19 protein-coding genes are annotated in these 22,239 nt (G+C 64.9%); 9 read left to right on the top strand and 10 right to left on the bottom strand.

Translation table 11 applies throughout. The features are described 5' to 3' along the window. Positions 1-214: 214 nt before the first annotated feature. Positions 215-406, bottom strand: coding sequence for a DUF2511 domain-containing protein (locus H276_RS25705; protein ID WP_155943134.1), 192 nt, complete (start codon positions 404-406; stop codon positions 215-217). Between the two features lie 291 nt (positions 407-697). On the opposite strand from H276_RS25705, the gene dinB reads away from it, so the two are divergent. Beyond that, positions 698-1,933, top strand: a complete 1,236-nt coding sequence (dinB, locus tag H276_RS0116790) for a DNA polymerase IV (RefSeq protein WP_019972464.1) — start codon at positions 698-700, stop codon at positions 1,931-1,933. A 37-nt stretch (positions 1,934-1,970) separates the two neighbouring features. Here dinB and H276_RS0116785 read toward each other — a convergent pair whose 3' ends face one another. Further along, positions 1,971-2,978, bottom strand: a complete 1,008-nt coding sequence (locus H276_RS0116785; RefSeq protein WP_019972463.1) for a PHP domain-containing protein — start codon at positions 2,976-2,978, stop codon at positions 1,971-1,973. Positions 2,979-3,069: 91 nt separating this feature from the next. Here H276_RS0116785 and H276_RS0116780 point away from each other — a divergent pair, with 91 nt between their 5' ends. Together H276_RS0116780 and H276_RS0116775 are read left to right on the top strand one after the other, a co-directional pair. Then, entirely contained in the window at positions 3,070-3,447 is a 378-nt protein-coding gene (locus H276_RS0116780; protein WP_019972462.1) for a metalloregulator ArsR/SmtB family transcription factor, read from the top strand. Next, a complete protein-coding gene (locus H276_RS0116775) occupies positions 3,444-5,069 on the top strand; it encodes a SulP family inorganic anion transporter (RefSeq protein WP_019972461.1) in 1,626 nt (541 codons plus the stop codon). The genes H276_RS0116780 and H276_RS0116775 overlap by 4 nt, the downstream gene beginning before the upstream one ends. A 6-nt stretch (positions 5,070-5,075) precedes the next feature. Here the strand turns inward: H276_RS0116775 and H276_RS0116770 are convergent, their stop codons facing one another. Beyond that, positions 5,076-6,422 (bottom strand): NAD-dependent succinate-semialdehyde dehydrogenase, encoded by a 1,347-nt coding sequence (locus H276_RS0116770; RefSeq protein ID WP_019972460.1) that lies wholly within the window; start codon positions 6,420-6,422, stop codon positions 5,076-5,078. A gap of 122 nt (positions 6,423-6,544) precedes the next feature. On the opposite strand from H276_RS0116770, the gene H276_RS0116765 reads away from it, so the two are divergent. Beyond that, positions 6,545-7,396, top strand: coding sequence for an LLM class F420-dependent oxidoreductase (locus tag H276_RS0116765; RefSeq protein ID WP_019972459.1), 852 nt, complete (start codon positions 6,545-6,547; stop codon positions 7,394-7,396). Positions 7,397-8,237: 841 nt separating this feature from the next. Here H276_RS0116765 and H276_RS0116760 read toward each other — a convergent pair. The 5 genes from H276_RS0116760 to H276_RS0116740 all read right to left on the bottom strand — a co-directional run bounded on the left by H276_RS0116760 (position 8,238) and on the right by H276_RS0116740 (position 16,774). After that, positions 8,238-9,704: a glutamate synthase subunit beta gene (locus tag H276_RS0116760; protein ID WP_019972458.1), complete on the bottom strand. Its 1,467-nt coding sequence runs from the start codon at positions 9,702-9,704 to the stop codon at positions 8,238-8,240. Further along, on the bottom strand, positions 9,697-14,292 hold the full coding sequence (gene gltB / locus H276_RS0116755; protein WP_019972457.1) for a glutamate synthase large subunit: 4,596 nt from the start codon (positions 14,290-14,292) through the stop codon (positions 9,697-9,699). The genes H276_RS0116760 and gltB overlap by 8 nt, the downstream gene beginning before the upstream one ends. A gap of 410 nt (positions 14,293-14,702) precedes the next feature. Next, the gene (locus tag H276_RS25040) at positions 14,703-14,855 is read right to left on the bottom strand and encodes a hypothetical protein (protein ID WP_369758501.1); all 153 of its coding nucleotides are present in this window, start codon (positions 14,853-14,855) and stop codon (positions 14,703-14,705) included. A 147-nt stretch (positions 14,856-15,002) separates the two neighbouring features. After that, positions 15,003-15,902 carry a DNA-3-methyladenine glycosylase gene (locus H276_RS0116745; RefSeq protein ID WP_019972455.1) on the bottom strand — a complete coding sequence of 300 codons (900 nt, stop codon included), beginning with the start codon at positions 15,900-15,902 and terminating at the stop codon, positions 15,003-15,005. 53 nt (positions 15,903-15,955) lie between these two features. Then, positions 15,956-16,774: a class I SAM-dependent methyltransferase gene (locus tag H276_RS0116740; RefSeq protein ID WP_019972454.1), complete on the bottom strand. Its 819-nt coding sequence runs from the start codon at positions 16,772-16,774 to the stop codon at positions 15,956-15,958. 242 nt (positions 16,775-17,016) lie between these two features. Between H276_RS0116740 and msrA the strand changes: the two genes are divergently transcribed. Then, positions 17,017-17,532: a peptide-methionine (S)-S-oxide reductase MsrA gene (gene msrA, locus H276_RS0116735; protein ID WP_019972453.1), complete on the top strand. Its 516-nt coding sequence runs from the start codon at positions 17,017-17,019 to the stop codon at positions 17,530-17,532. A gap of 4 nt (positions 17,533-17,536) precedes the next feature. On the opposite strand, the gene H276_RS0116730 is transcribed toward msrA, so the two are convergent. After that, positions 17,537-18,880, bottom strand: a complete 1,344-nt coding sequence (locus tag H276_RS0116730) for a cytochrome P450 (RefSeq protein ID WP_019972452.1) — start codon at positions 18,878-18,880, stop codon at positions 17,537-17,539. Between the two features lie 90 nt (positions 18,881-18,970). Here H276_RS0116730 and H276_RS0116725 point away from each other — a divergent pair, with 90 nt between their 5' ends. Further along, on the top strand, positions 18,971-19,603 hold the full coding sequence (locus H276_RS0116725; protein WP_019972451.1) for a TetR/AcrR family transcriptional regulator: 633 nt from the start codon (positions 18,971-18,973) through the stop codon (positions 19,601-19,603). Positions 19,604-19,803: 200 nt separating this feature from the next. On the opposite strand, the gene H276_RS0116720 is transcribed toward H276_RS0116725, so the two are convergent. Then, positions 19,804-20,361: a hypothetical protein gene (locus H276_RS0116720; RefSeq protein WP_019972450.1), complete on the bottom strand. Its 558-nt coding sequence runs from the start codon at positions 20,359-20,361 to the stop codon at positions 19,804-19,806. 128 nt (positions 20,362-20,489) lie between these two features. On the opposite strand from H276_RS0116720, the gene H276_RS0116715 reads away from it, so the two are divergent. The 3 genes from H276_RS0116715 to H276_RS0116705 all read left to right on the top strand — a co-directional run bounded on the left by H276_RS0116715 (position 20,490) and on the right by H276_RS0116705 (position 22,188). Next, positions 20,490-20,870 carry a helix-turn-helix transcriptional regulator gene (locus H276_RS0116715; protein ID WP_369758503.1) on the top strand — a complete coding sequence of 127 codons (381 nt, stop codon included), beginning with the start codon at positions 20,490-20,492 and terminating at the stop codon, positions 20,868-20,870. Positions 20,871-20,875: 5 nt separating this feature from the next. Next, positions 20,876-21,286 carry a VOC family protein gene (locus tag H276_RS0116710; protein ID WP_026357098.1) on the top strand — a complete coding sequence of 137 codons (411 nt, stop codon included), beginning with the start codon at positions 20,876-20,878 and terminating at the stop codon, positions 21,284-21,286. Positions 21,287-21,387: 101 nt separating this feature from the next. Continuing rightward, positions 21,388-22,188, top strand: coding sequence for a DUF427 domain-containing protein (locus H276_RS0116705; RefSeq protein WP_026357097.1), 801 nt, complete (start codon positions 21,388-21,390; stop codon positions 22,186-22,188). Positions 22,189-22,239 lie beyond the last annotated feature (51 nt).

Raw genomic sequence — 22,239 nt, 5'->3', positions numbered from 1 at the left:
CGCAGGCCCATCTTGCACCTACCAACGCACTGGCCGTGGGCACAGCAGTGGCTCACATTGTGGCGCAACACCATCGGCTACAGCCCACCCCCGACCACCACCACCTGACCACCCGCCGCAAGGGCCCGACCGGAGCACACAGGAAAAGCTGGACAGACCAGCGGTTACAGGCTGCACACACCCGCAAGCCCGGCAAAATCACCCCCGAAACACCTCAACAAGGTCGATCCACGGATTGAGGCTTAACTAGAATCGGTGAAACGCTCGGATAGTGGCCCATCCACCTGGCGTTGTCGCTGAGCGCGTACTCTGTTCCATTAGCCGTAAATGTCACCCAATCGGGGGCATGGCACGTCAGTGCACCCTCGTCAACGCTGAGCGGCCAGCGACCTTTGTCTGTCGCCAATCCCCATACTCAAACTTTAGCCATGGGCTAAGCAAACGACTCATAACTCTCCTAGCGTGATCGGAGGTCTGCTCCCCGCGCTATTGCACCTGAAACGCGCGTTGTCGGTCGGCGATGAGACAGTTCGCAGGAGGGATTAAGGCGGCGGTTCCAGACCGCGGCTGCATGGTCCCGAAACAAAGCTCCTACGTCGAAGACACTCAAGGTAAGGCCGTGGTGCAGTCACAGACCCCAGCAGACGATGCTCGTCCGCTACGTCATGGACAGGACCTCAGCGACCCTAGGAAACATATGTTCGTGCCCGATGGCCGCGCTTCTGCCGTTTCACCTGCTCCGCAGGTGGCCATCCTGCACGCTGATCTCGACTCGTTCTACGCCTCAGTCGAGCAACGCGACGATCCCACTTTGCGGGGTCGGCCGGTGATCGTCGGGGCCGGCGTGGTGTTGGCGGCCAGTTACGAAGCCAAGGCATTCGGCGTGCGGACGGCGATGGGCGGCCATCAGGCCCGCGCCTTGTGCCCGCAAGCCATCGTCGTGCCGCCGCGGATGGCGGCATACACGCAAGCCAGCCGCGATGTCTTCGAGGTCTTCCACGACACCACGCCCATCGTCGAGCCGTTGTCGGTGGACGAGGCATTTCTCGACGTGTCCGGCCTCGGTCGCGTGGCGGGAACGCCGGTTCAGATCGCCGGGTGGTTGCGCGAGCAGGTTCGTGACCGGGTCGGCCTGCCGATCACAGTCGGTATCGCCCGGACGAAGTTCCTGGCCAAGGTGGCCAGTCAGGAAGCCAAGCCCGACGGGCTACTGCTTGTTCCGCCAGACCGGGAGCTGGCGTTCCTGCATCCGCTGCCGGTGCGCCGGCTGTGGGGTGTCGGAGCCAAGACGGCCGAGAAACTACACGCGCACGGTATCGAGACAGTGGCCGATGTCGCCGAGCTGCCCGAATCCGCGCTCTCAGCGATGGTCGGCGGCGCCATGGGTCGTCAGCTGTTCGCGTTGTCCCGCAACATCGATCGACGCCGGGTGACCACCGGGGTGCGACGACATTCGGTCGGCGCCCAGCGAGCCCTCGGCCGCCGCGGCAACGTCATGTCGGCGACCGAGCTCGACGCCGTGGTGATCGGCCTCGTCGAGCGCATCACCCGCAGGATGCGCGCGTCCGGACGCACCGGCCGAACGGTGGTGCTGCGCCTGCGGTTCGACGATTACGGCCGTGCCACGCGGTCGCATACGCTGCCGCGAGCCACCGCGTCCACCGAGGATGTCCTGGGTGTGGCCCGTGCATTGGTCGACGCAGCAGCGCCGCTGGTCGCTCAGCGGGGCCTCACCCTGATCGGCTTCGCGGTGTGCAACATCGACCGTGACGGCAGTCAGCAGCTGGAGCTTCCGTTCGACAGCGGTCCGGATCTCGTCGCCGTGGATTCGGCAGTGGACCAGATCCGGCAGCGGTTCGGTACCGCGCTGCTGACACGTGGCGTGCTGGTCGGCCGCGATCAGGTATGGGAGATGCCCATGCTGCCCGATTAAAGCAGTTGAGCTTCTCGCCGAACATAATCCGTTCAGCTCAGCGGTCTGAGGTCCACTGCAGCAGGTCATCGGCAGGCCAGGTGTTGACGATGCGCTCGACGGGGACATCGGCGTCGAGCGCACGCTGCGCACCGTAACCCAGAAAGTCGAGTTGGCCGGGGGCGTGCGAATCGGTGTCGATACTGAACAGACAACCGATCTCCAGCGCCTGCTTCAACAGCCGGGTCGGAGGGTCACGGCGCTCGGGGCGAGAGTTGATCTCCACCGCGACGCCGCGGTCCCGGCACGCCGTGAATACCTTGTCCGCGTCGAACTTCGACTCGGGACGAGTGCCCCGGCCGCCCGTGACCAGCCGGCCGGTGCAGTGGCCGAGGATGTCCACCTGCGGATTCGAGACCGCCTTGAGCATGCGGCGGGTCATCGACGCGGCATCCATGGCGAGTTTGGAATGCACGCTGGCCACCACCACGTCGAGCCGCTCCAACAACTCGGGTTCCTGGTCGAGGGAGCCGTCCTCGAGGATGTCAACCTCGATGCCGGTGAGAATTCGCATGGGTGCGACGGTGTCGCGCAGGTCGTCGATGACGTCGAGTTGCTCACGCAGCCGCTCCGGGGATAGACCGTTGGCGATCTTGAGCCGCGGTGAGTGATCGGTCAACGCGCAGTATTCATGCCCCAATTCCTTTGCGGCGAGCATCATCTCCTCGATCGGCGCAGAGCCGTCCGACCAGTTGGAGTGCACGTGCAGGTCACCGCGCAGTGCGGAGCGGATCTCACCACCACCCAGATCGGTTGCTGACGAACGCAATTCGACCAGCGCGTCGGGCTCGCGGCCGGCCCACGCCTGCGCGATGACCGTCGCGGTCTTGGGTCCGACACCGGGTAGCGACTGCCAGCCGTTGGCCGCACCCAACCGTTGCCGCTGCTCGTCGGTCAGCGCCTCGACCACGTCGGCGGCCCGACGGTAGGCCATCACCCGGCGCGGGTCCTCCCGGGCCCGATCCTTGTAGTACGCGATCTGGCGTAATGCGGTCACCGGATCCATGGGCTCCAGTCTGCCCGGTTGCGGCGCGCGCGGGCATCCGGTTATTGTGGATTTAGATTTTCTTCAATCCACCAATTCATCAGGTCGTACCGTGCCCCATCGCTTCTTCGGCAGCCCCGAACAACCGCTGTACGAGATCAAGGCCAACCTGTTCAAGGCACTGGCCCATCCGGCGCGGATCCGCATCCTCGAAATCCTTTCTGCCAGTGGTGAACCCACCCCCGTTAGCGAGATTCTCGCCGAGATCGAGATCGAGCCGACGCTGCTCTCGCAGCACCTGGCGGTACTGAAACGTCACCATGTGGTCAGCGGCCAGCGCATCGGTAACGCGGTGTTCTACGAACTGGCCCACCCCAAGATCTCCGAGCTGCTGGTGATCGCCCGAACTTTCCTGGCCGACACGCTGGGTGCGCAACGCGATCAGCTGGAAGCACTGCAGACGCTCCCGCCCATCGGGCAACAGCTGTGATCGCGCGGCTGCTGCCTCACCGCGACGATTACACCGAGCTTCCACGTTCATGGCGCCGGGACATCCTGGCAGGGGTGACAGTCGGCGTGGTGGCGCTGCCGTTGGCGTTGGCGTTCGGGATCAGCTCGGGCGTCGGCGCCGCCGCAGGCCTCATCACGGCGGTGGTGGCCGGGCTGGTCGCTGCCGTGTTCGGCGGTTCGCACGTCCAGGTATCTGGGCCGACCGGAGCGATGGCGGTCGTGCTCGCACCGATCGTCGCCCAACACGGGCTCGCCAGCATCGCGTTGGTGACCGTGGTGGGAGGCCTGCTGGTGCTGGCGGCCGGCGTCACCGGATTGGGCCGCGCGGTGACGTTCATTCCGTGGCCGGTGATCGAGGGGTTCACCCTGGGCATCGCGACCATCATCTTCCTGCAGCAGGTTCCCGCTGCCTTCGCTCAGGCAGCGCCGGCCGGTGAGCGCACGCTGCCCGCCGTCTTCACCGTCGTCGCCCATGCCGACTGGACGGCCGCGGCGAACACCCTTGGGGTGGTCGCGATTGTCGCGCTTCTCATGGTCGTGCTCCCCCGGGTGCACCGGGCGATTCCCGAATCTCTTACCGCCGTGGTCATCGTCACGCTTCTGGTGGCCGTGCTGCACATCCCGGTCGCCGCAATCGGTGAGTTGCCGTCGCATCTGCCGGCGCCGGTGCTGCCTCACGCCGACCTGGGCGCCATGCGCACATTGCTCGGTGCCGCGCTGACCATCGCAGCGCTGGCGGCCATCGAATCGCTGTTGTCGGCGCGGGTTGCTGCGACCATGTCGCCGACCGGGCCGTACGACCCCGACCGCGAATTGGTCGGTCAGGGCTTGGCCTCGATGGTCTCGGGTGTGTTCGGGGGCATGCCCGCGACCGGAGCGATCGCGCGCACTGCGGTCAACGTCCGGTCCGGTGCCAGAACGCGAGTCGCGGCGATGGTGCACTCGCTGGTCCTGCTGGGCGTGGTGTACCTGGCGACCGGGCCGGTGTCGACGATTCCGCTCGCCGCGCTGGCCGGGGTTCTGATGGTGACGTCGTTCCGGATGATCTCGGCGGGCACGATCCGAAAGATCCTGCGCTCCACCCGCTCTGATGCCTTGACCTTTGTGCTGACCGCCGTGGTGACCGTGTGCTTCGACCTCATCGAAGCCGTCGAGATCGGTATCGTGGTGGCCGGGTTCTTCGCGTTACGTTCGATTTCTCACCGCAGCAGCGTGGTTCGCGAGGAGCTGCCCGGGCCCGAGTTGCCCGGTGACGACGAGATCGCGTTGCTACGCCTCGACGGTGCGATGTTCTTCGGTGCGGCCGAGCGTATTTCGAATGCCATCTTCGACACCGAGCATCCTCGCACGTCTGTCGTCATCATCCGGATGTCGCAACTCGGCATGCTCGACGCAACCGGCGCTCACACGCTCGCGGAGATCGCCACCGAACTGGAGTCGCGCGGAATCACGGTGATCATCAAGGGAGTTCGCCCCGAACACGCCGAGTTGCTGACCAACGTGGGTGTGTTCGAGTCACTGCGCCACGAGAACCACTTGGTCGATTCGCTCGACGACGCAGTCGAACACGCGCGCACGCACGTCGCACATCGCCCGCATTGAGGCCCGTCAACCCGCGATGCGGATCAGCTTCTTGTTGACGAACTCATCGATGCCGTACCTGCCGAGCTCGCGTCCGTAACCGGAGCGCTTGACCCCGCCGAACGGCAACTCGACTCCTTCGGCGCCGACGGCGTTGACGAACACCATGCCCGCCTCGATCCGATCGGCGACCCGCTTGGCCTGCTCCGGATCGGTGGTGAAGACATACGAGCCAAGCCCGAACGGGGTGTCATTGGCGACGGCCACCGCTTCGTCCTCCGAGCCGACCTTGTACACCACAGCCACCGGGCCGAACAGCTCCTGACCGTAGATCGGGTTGTCGTCGGTGACCCCGGTGAGCACACCAGGCGGGAAGAACGCACCCTTGCGCTCCCCGGCCGACGTCAACTTCGCACCCGCGTCCACCGCGGTTTTCACCTGGTGTTCCAGCGTTTCGGCGGCCCGCAGCGAGGACAGTGGCGCGACCCCGTCCGCGGCGGCCAGAATCTTCTCGGTGAACTTCTTCAGGAAGTCGTCATAGATGTCCTCGGCGACGATGAACCGCTTGGCCGCATTACATGCCTGACCGGTGTTCTCCATCCGGCCGGCCACCGCCGATTCAACCGTCGCGTCGAGATCATCGGTCGACAGCACGACGAACGGATCGGAGCCGCCGAGCTCGAGCACACACTTCTTCAGGTGGCGTCCGGCGATCTCAGCGACCGCGGCACCGGCCCGCTCCGAGCCGGTGAGCGAGACCGCCGCGACCCGTGGATCGGCGATGATTTCGGCAACCTGCTCATTGGTGGCACGGATGTCGACGTAGGCGCCCTGCGGGAATCCGGCCTCCAGGAACATCAACTGCAGCAGTTCGGCCGACTCAGGGCACTGCGGCGCATGCTTGAGCAGAATCGTGTTGCCCACCACCAGGTTTGGACCGGCGAACCGCGCCACCTGGTAGTACGGGTAGTTCCACGGCATGATTCCGAGCAGTACACCGATGGGTCCGCGCTTGACCACCGCGGTGCCTTCACCGTCGAGCAAGGTGATCTCCTCGTCGGCGAGGAACTTTTCGGCGTTGTCGGCGTAGTACTGGTAGATCGCGGCGCAGAAGTCGACCTCACCCAGGCATTGGTCCATGGGCTTGCCCATCTCACGGTTGATGACCTTCGCCAGTTGCTCGCGACGCTTCTGGTGCAGCTTGGCGATCTTCCCGAGAAGCGCGGCACGGTCGGCCACCGTGGTGGTACGCGGCCACGTGCGGGCGGTCTTGGCCGTCGCATCGATCGCAGCCTCGATCTCGGCATCCGTTGCAGTCGGGTAGGTGGCGACGACCTCCGTGGTTGCCGGATCAGTGACTGCATACTCGCTCATAATTCGCTCCTGGCCGCTTCGAGGGTGCACTCCCAGGCGAGATTACCCAGCGCATGCCGAAATCGGCCCGGAAGCAGACCCATACAGGAAATATTCATCTACCCCGACTAGTTTCGATGTACGTGCGATTCGCCTTCAAAACTTCTCCGCAGAACACCGCCTGGGCCGACATGCTCGCCATTTGGCGCACGGCCGACACCATCGACGTCTACGAATCGGGGTGGACATTCGACCACTTCTACCCGATCTTCTCCGATCCAACCGGCCCCTGCCTTGAGGGTTGGACCACGCTGACCGCGCTGGCCCAAGCGACCGAACGACTCCGGGTCGGCGTGCTCGTGACCGGCATCCACTACCGCCATCCCGCCGTCCTGGCCAACATGGCTGCAGCCCTTGACATCATTTCCGACGGACGCCTGGAGTTGGGCATCGGCGCCGGCTGGAACGAAGAGGAATCCGGCGCCTACGGCATTGAACTCGGCAGCATCAAGGAACGTTTCGACCGCTTCGAGGAAGCCTGTGAGGTGCTCAAGGGTCTGCTGAGCCAGGAGACGACGACGTTCGACGGCAAGTACTACCAGCTCAAGGACGCCCGGAACGAACCCAAGGGTCCGCAGCAGCCCCACCCGCCGTTCTGCATCGGCGGCAGCGGTGAGAAGCGCACGTTGCGGATCACCGCCAAGTACGCCGATCACTGGAATTTCGTCGGCGGAGCACCCGAGGAGTTCGCCCGCAAGCGCGACGTGTTGGCCGCCCACTGCGCCGATCTGGGTCGCGATCCGAAGGAGATCACGCTGTCAGCTCACATTCGCTTGGGTGCGGACCGCGATTACGCCAAGGTCGTCGACGAGGCCGCAGCACTCGGGGCCGAGGGGCTGGATCTGGCGATCATCTACCTGCCGCCGCCCTATGACCCGGCGGTGTTGGAACCACTCGCCGAAACGATCCGGGATTCGGGCCAGCTGAGCGCGTAGCTCGGCAGCCGACCCCGCGACGCTCGACCGCGCCTACCAGCACAGCCGGGCGCGGTCGGTCGGCGAAACACTTTTGCTCACCGGCGCTGATGCGGCTCGTTATCTTGGGCACAAACTGACAAACTTGCCGAAGCAAATGTGGCCCTCAGGCCATCACGACCACGGATGAAGACAGGCACCGAGGTCTTAAACTCCGAAGCGGAGTAGCTCGTCGGCCGTCACGAGACGTTCATTCTTGGCCGGAAACTCGCGGCTTTTCACGGGGTGGCGGAACCATGACCAGGCGATTCGTCCCATCCACGACCGACTCAGCGGGATGTTGTACACGGTGATCTCTCCTGCGATGTTTTGATAGCTGTGCCCGTGGCACTACGTTACCGCAGCGCTCTCATAAAGTCATTAGATACCTGTTCGTTGGCAAACAGTGTGTGCCACGCCGCCAAAAGAGCCGATGTTTCTGGTGATACTGATGTGATAGAAGTGGCGATAAATTTACCGCCGCTCGTGGCCTGCATCACTTCCCGGAGGCCATCTCACCCGATTATCACGATGCTGTAACAAAGCGGGCAAAGAATAAGAAAACGCCGTGAAAGGGCCAGCGGTAGACGATGCCGAGGTCTTAGGCACTTGTCAGTGCCGTGAACTCCGGGACCCAACGGGATCGCACCGCGACGGCGATCACCGCGCGCGGCACCCGTCACCGCCAGGCGACCGACGCCAGCACGAGGTCGAGAAGGGCAGTTAGACGAACCAGACTCGCCGCAACGCCGGCGCAGAACCGTCTGCCTGTCGGCTCTTCGCGCAAGCGCTCATCGGTACCGTCGGCTCTTCGCGCAAGCGCTCATCGCTGCGGAGCGGCGGTCGGCCCAATCGGCACCGGCAGCGCAGTGTGACCCATCAGGTAGCGGTCGACACCGGCCGCTGCAGCGCGACCCTCGGCGATCGCCCACACGATCAGAGACTGCCCACGGCCCATGTCGCCGGCGACGAACACGCCCGGCTCGGTGGTCTGGAAGTCCTTGTCACGCGCCACGTTTCCACGGTCGGTCAGCTCGACACCCAGCTCGGTCAGCAGGCCCTCACGCTCGGGGCCTACGAAACCCATTGCCAGGAACACGATGTCGGCGTCCAGCTCGAAGTCCGAGCCGTCGACCTTCTCGAACTTACCCGCGTTCATGACGACCTCGTGCACCTTGAGCGAAGTCACCCGCCCGTCGCCGCCGACGAACTGCTCGGTGTTCACCGAAAACACCCGCTCACCGCCCTCTTCGTGCGCCGAGGACACCCGGAACATCAGCGGGTAAGTCGGCCACGGGGTCGATTCTGCGCGGGCCTCGGGTGGCCGCGGCATGATCTCGAACTGGTGGATGCTGGCCGCACCTTGCCGGTGTGCGGTGCCCAGGCAGTCCGCGCCGGTGTCGCCGCCGCCGATGATGACGACCTTCTTGCCCTTGGCGGTGATGGGCGGTTCGCCGTCGGGACCCAGCACATCGTCGCCCTGCTGGACCCGGTTGGCCCACGGCAGGTATTCCATGGCCTGGTGAATGCCGTCGAGTTCACGGCCCGGGATCGGCAGGTCGCGCCACGCGGTTGCACCGCCCGCGAGCACCACAGCGTCGAAGTCTTCACGCAGCTGCTCGACTGTGAGGTCCACGCCGACGTTGACGCCCGCGCGGAACTTGGTGCCCTCGGCCGTCATCTGCTCGAGCCGGCGGTCGATGTGGCGCTTCTCCATCTTGAACTCGGGAATGCCGTAGCGCAGCAGACCGCCGATACGGTCGGCGCGCTCGAACACCGTGACGTCATGCCCGGCGCGGGTCAGCTGCTGAGCCGCGGCCAGGCCAGCGGGCCCGGATCCGACAACCGCAACCTTCTTGCCGCTCAACACATCCGGCGGCAGTGGTTTGACCCAGCCCTGCTCGAAGGCGTTGTCGATGATCTCGACCTCGACCTGCTTGATGGTCACCGGATCCTGGTTGATCCCCAGCACGCACGACGCCTCACAGGGCGCCGGGCACAGCCGGCCGGTGAACTCCGGGAAGTTGTTGGTCGCGTGCAACCGCTCGATCGCGTCACGCCACCGGCCCCGGAACACCATGTCGTTCCACTCCGGGATCAGATTGCCCAGCGGGCAGCCGTTGTGGCAGAACGGGATACCGCAGTCCATACAACGTGATGCCTGCACCTGCAGAGCGTCGTGGGAGAAGTCTTCGTAGACCTCTTTCCAGTCCTTCAACCGCAGTGACACTGGCCGGCGGGCCGGGAGTTCGCGGGTGGTGTGCTTGAGGAAACCGCTCGGATCAGCCACGAGCCGCCGCCATGATCGATTCGTTGACATCGGAACCGGTAGCCTCAGCCTCGGCGATCGCCGCCAACACCCGCTTGTAATCCCGCGGCATCACCTTCACGAAGTTCTCCGCCTCACCATCCCAGTCGACCAAAATCCGCTGTCCCACAGCTGAATCCGTCGCATCGACGTGCGCGGTGATCATGCCGCGCAGCCATTCGCGGTCGGCGCCGTCCAAACCGTCAAGATCGACCATCTCCGTATTCACGTTCGGCGGAAACGCACCGACCGGGTCGTACACATAAGCCACGCCACCGGACATGCCCGCGGCGAAGTTGCGTCCGGTGGCACCGAGGATCACCACCTTGCCGCCGGTCATGTACTCGCAGCCGTGGTCGCCCACGCCCTCCACGACAGCGTGCGCACCCGAGTTACGGACGGCGAACCGCTCGCCCACCACACCGCGCAGGAAGGCCTGGCCACTGGTGGCGCCGAACAGGATCACGTTGCCGCCGATGATGTTGTTCTCGGCAATGTAATCGGCCGGCGCATTGTCGGAGGGCCGCACCACGATGCGTCCACCCGAAAGGCCCTTGCCGACATAGTCGTTGGCGTCGCCGTACACCCGGAGCGTAATGCCGCGCGGCACGAACGCGCCGAAGCTGTTACCTGCGGAGCCGTCGAACGTGATGTCGATGGTCCCGTCCGGAAGCCCCTGCTCGCCATAGGCTTTGGTGACCTCGTGGCCCAGCATGGTGCCGACGGTGCGGTTGACGTTGGCGATCTTGGTCGAGAAACGAACCGGCGTACCCGTGTCCAGTGCTTCACGGCTCTGCACGATGAGTTGCTGATCAAGCGCCTTGTCCAGACCGTGGTCTTGGCGTGAACTGCAGTACAGGTCCTGATTCATGAAGGCCGATTCCGGCTCGTACAGCACCGGCGACAGGTCTAGCTTGTGCGCCTTCCAGTGCTCCCCGGCGCGGCTGGTGTCCAGCATGTCGACCTGGCCGACCATCTCGTTGACCGTACGGAAGCCCAACTGGGCCATGAGTTCACGGACTTCCTCGGCGATGAACATGAAGAAGTTCTCGACGAACTCGGGCTTGCCGTTGAAGCGCTCGCGCAGCGCCGGGTTCTGGGTCGCCACGCCCACCGGACAGGTGTCGAGGTGGCAGACCCGCATCATGATGCAACCCGACACCACCAGCGGAGCGGTGGCGAAGCCGAACTCCTCGGCGCCCAGCAGCGCGGCGACGACCACGTCACGGCCCGTCTTGAGCTGACCGTCCACCTGCACCACGATCCGGTCGCGAAGCCCGTTCAACAGCAGCGTCTGCTGTGTCTCGGCAAGACCCAGCTCCCAGGGTGCGCCCGCATGCTTCTGCGAAGTCAGTGGGGTGGCACCCGTGCCGCCGTCGTGCCCGGAGATGAGCACCACGTCCGCGTGCGCCTTTGAAACACCCGCGGCGACGGTTCCGACGCCGTTCTCACTCACCAGCTTGACGTGGATGCGCGCTGCCGGGTTGGCGTTCTTCAGGTCGTGGATCAGCTGCGCGAGATCCTCGATCGAGTAGATGTCGTGGTGCGGCGGCGGCGAGATGAGCCCGACGCCCGGTGTCGAATGCCGTACCTCGGCCACCCACGGGTACACCTTGTGCGCCGGAAGCTGCCCGCCCTCACCGGGCTTGGCGCCCTGGGCCATCTTGATCTGGATGTCGGTGCAGTTGGTCAGGTAGTGACTGGTCACGCCGAACCGGGCGGACGCCACCTGCTTGATGGCGCTGCGGCGCCAGTCACCGTTGGCGTCGGGCTCGAAGCGGTCGACACTCTCGCCACCTTCACCCGAGTTGGACCGGCCACCGAGCCGGTTCATCGCGATGGCCAGCGTCTCGTGGGCCTCGGCCGATATCGATCCGTAGCTCATCGCACCGGTGGAGAACCGCTTGACGATCTCGCTGGCTGGCTCTACCTCGTTGATCGAAATCGACGTGCGTACACCGTCTTTGAACTTCAACAGACCGCGCAGCGAAGCTATCCGCTCGCTCTGGTCGTCGACCAGCTTGGTGTACTCCTTGAAGACCGAGTACTGCCCGGTGCGGGTCGAGTGCTGCAGCTTGAACACCGTGTCCGGATTGAACAGGTGGTACTCACCCTCGCGGCGCCACTGGTACTCGCCGCCGACCTCCAGTTCGCGGTGTGCCCACTCGTCGGGCCGGTCCAGGTACGCCAGCTCGTGCCGCGCGGCCACCTCGGATGCGATGTCATCGAGGCCGATACCGCCTGTGGGGCAGTGCAATCCGGTGAAGTACTCGTCGAGCACCCGCCGGCCGATGCCGACCGCCTGGAACAGCTGGGCACCGGTGTAGGAAGCCAGAGTGGAGATGCCCATCTTCGACATCACCTTGAGCACACCCTTGCCTGCGGCCTTCACGTAGTTGGCCTTGGCCTGATCACTGGTCAGCCCGGTGATGATGCCGCGGTCGATCATGTCCTCGATCGATTCGAAGGCCATGTACGGGTTGATCGCTGCCGCACCGAAACCACACAGCATGGCCATGTGGTGCACCTCGCGGGCGTCGCCGCATTCGACCACAAGCCCGACCTGGGTCCGGCTGCGTTCCCGGACCAGGTGATGGTGGACGGCAGAGACGGCCAGCAGCGACGGAATCGGTGCCAGCCACTCGTTTGATTCGCGGTCGGAGAGCACGATGATGCGGGCTCCGTTGCGGATCGCCTGCGACACCTTGGTGCGTACGTCCTCCAGCGCCCGGCGCAGGCCGGCACCGCCGTCGGCCACCGGGTACAGGCAGTTCACCACCGCGGCCCGCATGCCGTGCTTACGGCCGCGGATCTCGTGGTCGGGGTCGACGTCGACGAGCTTCGACAGCTCGGCGTTACGCAGGATCGGCTGCGGCAGCACGATCTGCCGGCACGAGTTCTCGTCGGGGTTGAGCAGGTCACCCTCGGGACCGATGGCGCCCTGCAGGCTGGTGACCACCTCTTCGCGGATGGCGTCCAGCGGCGGGTTGGTCACCTGGGCGAACAGCTGCTGGAAGTAGTCGAACAGCATCCGGGGCCGCTGCGACAGCACAGCCATCGGCGTGTCGGTGCCCATCGACCCGAGCGCTTCAGCGCCGGTACGCGCCATGGGCGCGATCAGCAGGTTCAGCTCTTCGTAGGTGTAACCGAACGCCTGCTGGCGCTGGACCACCCGATGGTGCGGCATCTTGACGTACTTGCCCTGCGGCAGCTCGTCGATGTGGAACAGCCCGGCGTCCAGCCACTCCCGGTAGGGGTGTTCGGCGGCCAGCTCGGCCTTGATCTCCTCGTCGGAGACGATGCGGCCCTGCGCGGTGTCGACCAAGAACATCCGGCCGGGCTGAAGGCGCATCTTCTGCACCACGGTCGAGGGATCCAGATCCAACACTCCGGCCTCGGATGCCATGACGACCAAACCGTCGTTGGTCACCCAGATACGCGACGGCCGCAGCCCGTTGCGGTCGAGCACGGCGCCGACGACGGTGCCGTCGGTGAAGCAGACCGACGCCGGACCGTCCCACGGCTCCATGAGCGAAGCGTGGTACTGATAAAAGGCCCGGCGGGCCGGGTCCATGTCGGTATTGCGTTCCCAGGCCTCGGGAATCATCATCAGCACCGCATGGTGCAGGGGACGCCCGCCCAGGTGCAGCAGTTCGAGGACCTCGTCGAACCGGGCCGTATCCGAGGCGCCCGGAGTGCACACCGGGAAGATCTTGTTCAGGTCGTTGTGGTACCCGAACACGTCGGTATGGATGAGCGCCTCGCGGGCCCGCATCCAGTTCTCGTTGCCGGTGACAGTGTTGATCTCACCGTTGTGAGCGATGCGGCGGAACGGATGTGCCAGCGGCCACGACGGGAAGGTGTTGGTGGAGAACCGGGAGTGCACGATGCCCAGCGCGCTGGTCAGCCGTTTGTCCTGGAGGTCCAAATAGAACGCTCGCAGCTGCGGCGTGGTCAACATGCCCTTGTAGACGATCGTCTTGGCCGAAAGGCTCGGGAAGTACACGGTCTCGCGGCCGGGGCCGTCCTGGCCGGGGCCCTTGGTGCCGAGTTCGTGTTCGGCGCGCTTGCGGATGACGTAGGCACGGCGTTCCAGCTCCATGCCTTCGGCGCCGCCGATGAAGACCTGACGCAGCGTCGGCAGGGCATCGCGGGCCAGTGCGCCCAGCGAGGAATCATCGTGCGGGACATCGCGCCAGCCCAGCAGCTTCAGACCCTCGGCCTCGACGATCTTCTCGACGGCCTCGCACGCCAGCTTGGCGTCGCGCGAGGACTGTGGGAGGAAGGCGATGCCGGTGGCGTAGCTGCCCTCGGGCGGAAGCTCGAAGTCTTCTTGTTCCTTACAGACAGCGCGCAGGAACTCGTCAGGTACCTGAAGGAGGATGCCTGCGCCGTCGCCGGTATTGGGTTCCGCGCCCGCAGCACCACGGTGCTCCAGGTTCAGCAGCGCGGTGATCGCCTTGTCCACAATGTCGCGACTGCGACGGCCGTGCATATCGGCGACCATCGCGACGCCGCAGGCGTCATGTTCGTACGCGGAGTTGTACAACCCGACCTTATTGGGCGTCATTACCACTTGCCCTCCAACCACGCTCTTTTACAAGCTGGCGTCAGCCACTCGGCGGGGGAGGCCGTTCGTGCACCGCTGAACGACGGCTATGTCCGACACACCAAGTGGACAACCATAAGTGGACAAAACGATAGGGCAGATACCGTCTGACATGCCAACTTAGCTAAGCCTAACCATATCGCCCACTCGGCTCGTTCCACTCTGCCTACCAATGTACAGACTTCCGGAAACACCTTGCCCCGCTTTGGATTCCAATGCTCAGCCAAACTACTTCCAGGACTGCACCGACCACCTCAAGACCCGACACCCAGCTATTTATATTTGCTGTATTGACTTCGCAATGGTGTTATACAGTCGTTATACGAAGTATTATGTTTGCAGAAAAGCCTGGTCAGATTCTTAGATTTTGCTCATGCCCCGCTGGAATAGCCTTTACGACCCGTTTCAGGCCACAGATCGAGCCGGCGCAGCAGCTGCGCGTTGAGCGTGACCACGCTATTAGACATCGACATCACGACCGCTCCAACAGGCATCGGCATCACGAATCCGATCGGAGCCGGCATGCCGGCCGCCACCGGAACCGCGATCAGATCGTAACTCGCTTGCCTACCAACGGTTTTGCTGCGTCATGCGCTGGGACTGCCAATACAATGTTCGGATTACCGCACAGCCCAGTATTTTTCGTCGTGTTCGGTACGCTTGCCTTCGACTCATAGGGCCCGCAGATTCGGTATCGCCTGGCGGGCCCCACGACGCGGATTGACCGCCAGCCCACTGGCTTCCAGCAATCGCACCGCCCGGTGCCGATGCGGCCGCAGCGGCTCCAACAGATCGACCATGGCCGCATCGTCGATCGGCGTACCCAATAGGCTCAACCCCACCACCTTGGCCAGATGGTAGTCGCCGACCGACAGCGCATCGGGGTCACCGAACGCGCGTTGCACGGTCTCCGCTGCGGTCCACTCCCCTACTCCCGGTAGCGACCGCAGCCCCGCGACTGCCCGGTCCGGAGCTAGCCGCTCCAGCGCATCGGCCCGCTGCGCACAACCGACGATGGTGCGGGCCCGGCCCGGGTCCACATTGGCCCGATGAAATTCCCACGACGGGATGCGTCGCCACACTTCTGCGCCAGGCACGACGCGCATCCCGCTCGGCGCGGGTCCGGGCGCCGGCGCGCCGTAGCGGGTGACCAGTGCGCGCCAGGCCCGCCAGGCGTCCATGCCCGACACCCGCTGCTCGATGATCGCCGGGATCAGCGCCTCGAGCACCCGCCCGGTGCGGCCCAGCCGCAGATGGGGCGTGCGCCGATAGGCCTCGGCGATCGTCGGCTCCACCGGATCGAAGTCGCTGTCGTCATCGGCCGCACCCAGCAGGTCCGGCAGCCCATCCAGAAACTCCGCAGTGCCGCCACCCCAGACTTCGCAGTCGACGGTGTCGTGCGCCGTCTTGGTGATCCGTGCGGTGACCGGGCCGGTACGCATGAGGCTCGTGCGCCAGATCGCTCCGTCGGCACTGGTGCGAAAGCACGGGTCACCGGCACTGCGGCGCAGCGGAACCAGCGTCAGACCGGGACTCGCCGGGCCGTTGAACACCACACTGGCGGTCACCACCTGTCCAGGTTATGCACCGACGCTTTATCTACGTAAAAAGCCCGTCCTCGGGCTCAGAATGCGTAGCGGTGGTACTGCGCCATGTATCGCAACACCGACAGCATCCCCATCGCCTTCGCGGTCCACCGGTAGTACCAGACCACGTGGTCGAATGAACCGTCGTCGAACGGTGACGCCCAGGCCAGCAACCGGGTGCCCGGGGCGGCATCGAGAATGCTCTCGGGATTGTTGATCGCCCAATGTAAATGCGCCCCCGAGCGGCGCACCACGGCGTTCATCCACTGTGCTTTGACGCCCAGCCAGTTGAATGCGTCGAACTGCAGTTCTCCGCAAGAGAATCGGTCCACCACCCTGCGCAGCAGGGCGACCCCGTCTTGTTCGGTGAGGTACATGGTAAGCCCCTCGCCGATCATCAATGTGGGCCGACCGGTCGGAATATCCTGCAGCCAAACGGGATCCGTGACAGAGGCGGGTACGACGTGGTAGTGCTCCACGGCTGGGTAGAGCTCGGTACGTAACCGCGCGACGTCGGGATAGTCGATGTCGTACCACTCGACACCCGGCCCGGGCGCCAACCGGAAGAACCGGCTGTCCAGCCCGCAGCCCAGGTGTAGCACGACGGCCTCGGGATGCACTGCGAGGAACTGGCGGGCCCATTTGTCGAAGTGCGCACTACGGGTGGTCACCGCGGGTGAGTTCGCAGCCGTGATGGTGGTCTGGCTCCAGTCGTAGTCGATGCGATCGACGATGCCCTTGGCCCAGGTGTCATGCAGGACGGAGTTCGGCAGGTCGGCATCGAGCGCCTTGGCGTAGAACGTCGCGAGCATGGTCTGCGGCGCGCCGCGCAGGTCGACCTTCAGCTTTTCGGTCATGCTCGCCAGGCTAATCCGGTAATACGGTTGGTGCACAAGAGTTTAACGCCCAGCGGCGTGGCGTTCAGCCTTGCTTGGCGGCACATCCGAACGTCTTGCCCACCCAAGAACTAGAACACGTTCTACCGTCAGGAGTAAACCGGTAAGAGCTGCGGTTACCGCCATGCAGATGAGTCCCACCGTAGCGCCGGAGCACAATGGGACCCACCGGCCCGAAAGACCCTATTGAAGGAGCGAACGCAATGAGCAACTACTCCACGGCAATACTCGCGGGCGGCTGCTTCTGGGGCATGGAGGATCTGATCCGCAAGCAGCCGGGCGTGGTGTCGACGCGGGTGGGCTACACCGGTGGGCGCAACGATCACCCCACCTACCGCAACCATCCCGGCCATGCCGAGGCCGTCGAGATCGTCTACGACCCCGCCCAGACCGACTACCGGGCGCTGCTGGAGTTCTTCTTCCAGATTCACGATCCGAGTACCAAGGACCGGCAGGGCAACGACGTCGGCAGCAGCTACCGGTCGGCGATCTTCTACCTCGACGACGAGCAGAAACGCGTCGCGCTGGACACCATCGCCGACGTGGACGCCTCGGGCCTGTGGCCGGGAAAGGTGGTCACCGAGGTCACGCCTGCCGTCGACTTCTGGGAGGCTGAGCCCGAGCACCAGGATTACCTGCAGCACTTCCCCAACGGCTACACCTGCCACTTCCCGCGGCCGGGCTGGAAGCTGCCGAAGCGCCAAACCGCCAGCCAGTAAACCGCTACTGCCCCAGCGGGGTGGTGCGACGGTGTACGACGACCCGACCGCCTGACTTCGGGGTGTAGGCCACCCCGCGCGAGTGCACCTTTTCTCCGGGTGCCGTGGTGGTTTCGATGACGAAGTGCCGCAAAACCGTTCGCAGCACGACGTCCATCTCGACATTGGCGAACACCGCACCCACGCAGCGCCGGGTGCCGCCGCCGAATGGAATCCAGCCCAGGCCGGGACGGCTGCCGACGAACCGCTGCGGATCGAACCGGCCCGGGTCCGGGAACTCCTCGGGCCGTTCCTGAATCACGGCGAGTGCGACGATGACCGAATAGCCGTGCGGGATCACCCACTCACCGAGTTCGAATGCGGGCGCATAGATGTGGCGGCCGGCGAAATCGATGACGGTGCGAACCCGCTGTATCTCCAGGATGGTCGCCTGGCGGTACTCGTTGCCGTCGGTCGCGGCCTCGGCGACCAGTTCGGCGAGCACCTCGGGGTGACGGCTGACGCGTTCGAATGCCCACCCCAGCGTGGACGCCGTGGTTTCGTGCCCGGCAGCCAGCAGCGTGAGCAGCTCGTCGCCGATGTCCTTGCGGGACATGGCCGAACCGTCCTCGTAGGTGCTGCGCAGGAGCAGCGCGAGGATGTCGTCACGGTGCTCGAACTCGGGGTCGGATTCGATCCGCTCGATCAGCCGGTCGATCACCACGTCGTACTGGCTGCGGTATTCGGCGAGCCGCGCCCATGGGCTGAACCGGCCGTAGTCCCGCGTCGGGTTGGGCAGCACCGCGAGCCGTGATCCGAGAGTCACCCAGGGCGGGATGATGCGCCGCAACTCGTCGAGTTGTTCGCCGTCGGCGCCGAATACCGCACGCAGGATGGCGTTGAGGGTGATGCGCATCATCGGTTCGAGAGTTTCGAACTCCCTGCCCTCAGGCCAGCTGGCCGCTTCGCGCAGAGTTTCCTCTTCGAAGATGGCCTCGTAGTTGCGAATGCTCTTGCCGTGGAACGGCGGCGTCAGCAGCTTGCGCCGGCGCCGGTGGTCGGCGCCGTCGAGCGCGAATACCGAGCCCGATCCGAGGATGCGGCTCAGGTTGGGCTGGATGTTGCCGACATCTTCGGTGTTGGCCTGGAACAGCTGCTTGGCCAGTTGCGGTTCGGCGACGACGACAGTGCGGCCGAACATCGGGAGGCGAAGGGTGAAGATGTCGCCGTAGCGGCGGGATATCCGTTTGACCGTCCATCGCCGGGCGAACGCATACCCGGCGCCCTGGAACAGTACGGGGATTCGCGGACCGGGCGGGATCCGCGCGCCGTCGATTTCGGGTTGTATGACGGTCGCTGTTTCGGTCATGCCATCTCCAGCCACGCGATGGTACTGCGATGTACCACTCATGTGTGTAGTACGGTACTCTCAGGTACCAGGTGATGCAAGGGTGGTGCGATGACTGCTGCGCTCGCGGGTTCCGGCGCTCGCGTTGGAACTGACACCTTCCGGCTGCGATTGCTCGACGGGCTGGCAGCGGGGATCACCGACAGGGGCTATCGCGAGACCACCGTCGCCGACGTCGTCCGGTACGCCCGCACCTCCAAGCGCACGTTCTACGACCAGTTCTCCAGCAAGGAAGCCTGCTTCATCGAGTTGCTGCGGCTCAACAACGCGCGCCTGGCCGACGAGATCCGCACCGCCGTCGACGCCGAGGCACCCTGGCAGAACCAGATCGCACAAGCCGTCGGTGCCTATGTCGACCACATCGAGTCCGCTCCGGCCGTGACCTTGAGCTGGATACGGGAACTGCCCGCGCTGGGGAGCCAGGCCCGTCCGCTGCAGCGCGAGGCCATGCGCGAACTAACCGACCTCCTCATCGATCTCAGTGAAAACGCCGGTTTCCGGCACGCGGAACTGCCGCGGCTGACCCGCCCGATGGCCATCATCCTGCTGGGCGGACTGCGTGAACTCACCGCGATGATCGTTGAAGACGGCCGCGAGATCCGCGAGATCTACGATCCGGCCATCGCTGCATCACGGGCCATCCTGGGACCGCGCACGGATTCAGCCGAGCATCAGCCGCTCTGATAGGGCGACCAGCAGATTTCGACTCTGCGCTGGGGGCATTGAGATCCACGGCGTCCGCCATCGCTTACTCCCGGGCCATGACTCCGACGCTACGCACCATGTCTCCTCTGGACGCTCTGACGAGCGTGCAGGCTTCCGCGGCAAACCACCGAAAATGCCACGGGGAGCTACACGCTCGCCACGGCGCGTGGCACAAGACTTCACCGCCAGCTCGTGGTTGGCTCGCATTGCCTACCACTCGGCAGGACGAACGCAAACGGACGCGGGAATCCCAGCCCGGTAAGTCGGGCACCGCGGACCGCCGCGATATCGACGGGGACCACCGTTCCCGATGTCGGCTCGTAGCACTGCAGCACCTCATCGGCGGCCGCCACGATCAGCACCCAGTGCCGTGGGATACCGCGGCCGCCGACGAGCATCGCGACCGGCCAGCCGGCGTCGAGCGCAGCCAGGACATCAGCCAAACCATCCTGGTCGCCGCGGAAGGGCCGCCAACGATAGGTGACTCCGATGCTGTGGTGCGTCAGCGCCCGCGCCATACCCGCCGGTGTCGCGCCGAGCCGGCGTGGCCATATGCGGTTGATCTCCTCGTGAACCCGATGCTGCTCATCGAAGAACCACTCCCGGCCGGCGGGCCCCAGCAGCGTTGCGCGATACGCCGGGTCCATCAGCAGGCCCGCCACCACCGCGACGGTAGGGCCGCATGTGACCCCATCACGTTGCCGCAAACCCAGCGCCGCCAACTGTGCCGGTCTCACCGCCAGCAGCCTACCGCCCGGCCCAGCGGCTGCGCCGGTTCATTTGTGGCAGCATCGAACCCGTGGCTACCAGCCCCGACGTGCAACGACTGCGCGACCTCGCGCTGCTGCGCCGCGTGCGTGATCGGATGGACCGCGACTACGCCCAGCCACTCGACGTGGAAGCGTTGGCCCGCGGCGTGAACATGTCGGCGGGGCATCTATCGCGGCAATTCAAGCTGGCTTACGGTGAATCGCCGTACAGCTATCTGATGACTCGGCGTATCGAGCGGGCAATGTCGTTGTTGCGCGGCGGCGATCACCCGGTTACCGAGGTCTGTTTCGCGGTCGGCTTCTCGTCGCTGGGCACGTTCAGCACGCGCTTCACCGAACTCGTCGGCGTCCCGCCCAGCACCTACCGCCAGCAGATGGCCGACTCGGCCAAAGGCATCCCGGCGTGCGTTGCCAAGCAGGTGACCAGACCGATCAGGAATCGAGAAGCGTCGAGCCCCGACCCGCAATTAGCGTGACGGACATGGACATCACCATCAGCGCAAGCTTTCTCCCACAGAATGATCCGGACGCCGCCAGGACGTTCTACCGCGACATCCTCGGTTTCGAAATCCGCAAGGACGTCGGCTACAACGGTATGCACTGGATCACCGTCGGTCCGGCAGAGCAGCCCGACGTGTCCATCGTGCTGTTCCCGCCCACGGCCACTCCGGGCCTCACCGATGAGGAACAGCGGGTCATCGCCGAGATGATGGCCAAGGGCACCTTCGCCAGCCTGATCCTGGCCACCAAGGATCTCGACGACACTTTCGAACGGCTGCAGGCAACCGATGCCGAGATCATCCAGGAACCGACCGATCAGCCGTACGGCGTCCGCGACTGTGCGTTGCGGGACCCAGCCGGCAATCTCATCCGCCTCCAGGAGATTCGCTGAATGGCAGGGTTGGCTGAAAGCATCTCGCGAACTACGTCGGCACCTGAGAGTTTCCTTGTCCTGCGTGTGCCAATCGGTCTACCCGGCCGATAATGATCGATATGGCCGCCAAGGTGTCAGACCTACTCGCCGAAAGTCTGGACACCCTTCGGTATCAGCCGACGGCGAAACGGATCCGCGCCTGCATGGGCGGTGAGCCAGTGGCCGATACCTGCGCGGCCGTTCTGGTGTGGGAGCCCCGACGGGTCGTCCCGAGCTACGCGGTGCCCCGCAGCGCGCTGACCGCAGGATTGGTGCCGGCCGGTGCGGAATCCGGGGACGACGAGATCCCCGGGTTCCTCGATCCGTCGATTTCCTTCACCAAGCACAGTTGCGCGGGCACCGAATTCGACGTCATCGCAGGCGAAGAGACTGGCGTGGCGGCTGCCTATCAGCCGGACGATCCGGACCTGGCCGGGTACCTGATCCTCGACTTCGCCAGCTTCGAGTGGCGTGAGGAAGACGAACCGATCGTCGCGCACCCGCGTGATCCGTTCCACCGCATCGACATCTTGCGCAGCAGCAGGCACATCCGCGTGGAGCTCGACGGCCAGCTGCTGGCCGAATCCCGCCATCCCACACTGTTATTCGAGACACTCCTGCCGACGCGGTATTACCTTCCCCGCAGAGACGTGAAAGTTGCTCTGGTAGAAAGCAACACGATCAGCTACTGCTCATACAAGGGCCGGGCAAGCTACTATTCCGTGCCGGACGAACGAGCCGATGTGGCATGGAGCTACCCCGAGCCACTGCACGACGCCGAGCCCGTGCGCGGGCTGATCTGCTTCTTCGACGAGCGGGTCGACGTCACGATCGACGGAGTGGCGCGCGAGCGGCCGGTGACGCCGTGGAGCACTCAGTAGGTGTTCCGTCCCGGTATGCAGAAACGCCGAGCCGGGAGAAGACGGATCGCG

It is taken from the genome of Mycobacterium sp. 141, assembly GCF_000382405.1.
GTDB lineage: Bacteria > Actinomycetota > Actinomycetes > Mycobacteriales > Mycobacteriaceae > Mycobacterium.
Note: the sequence above shows the minus strand (reverse complement) of the source record. Positions and strands in the feature narration are given on the sequence as shown.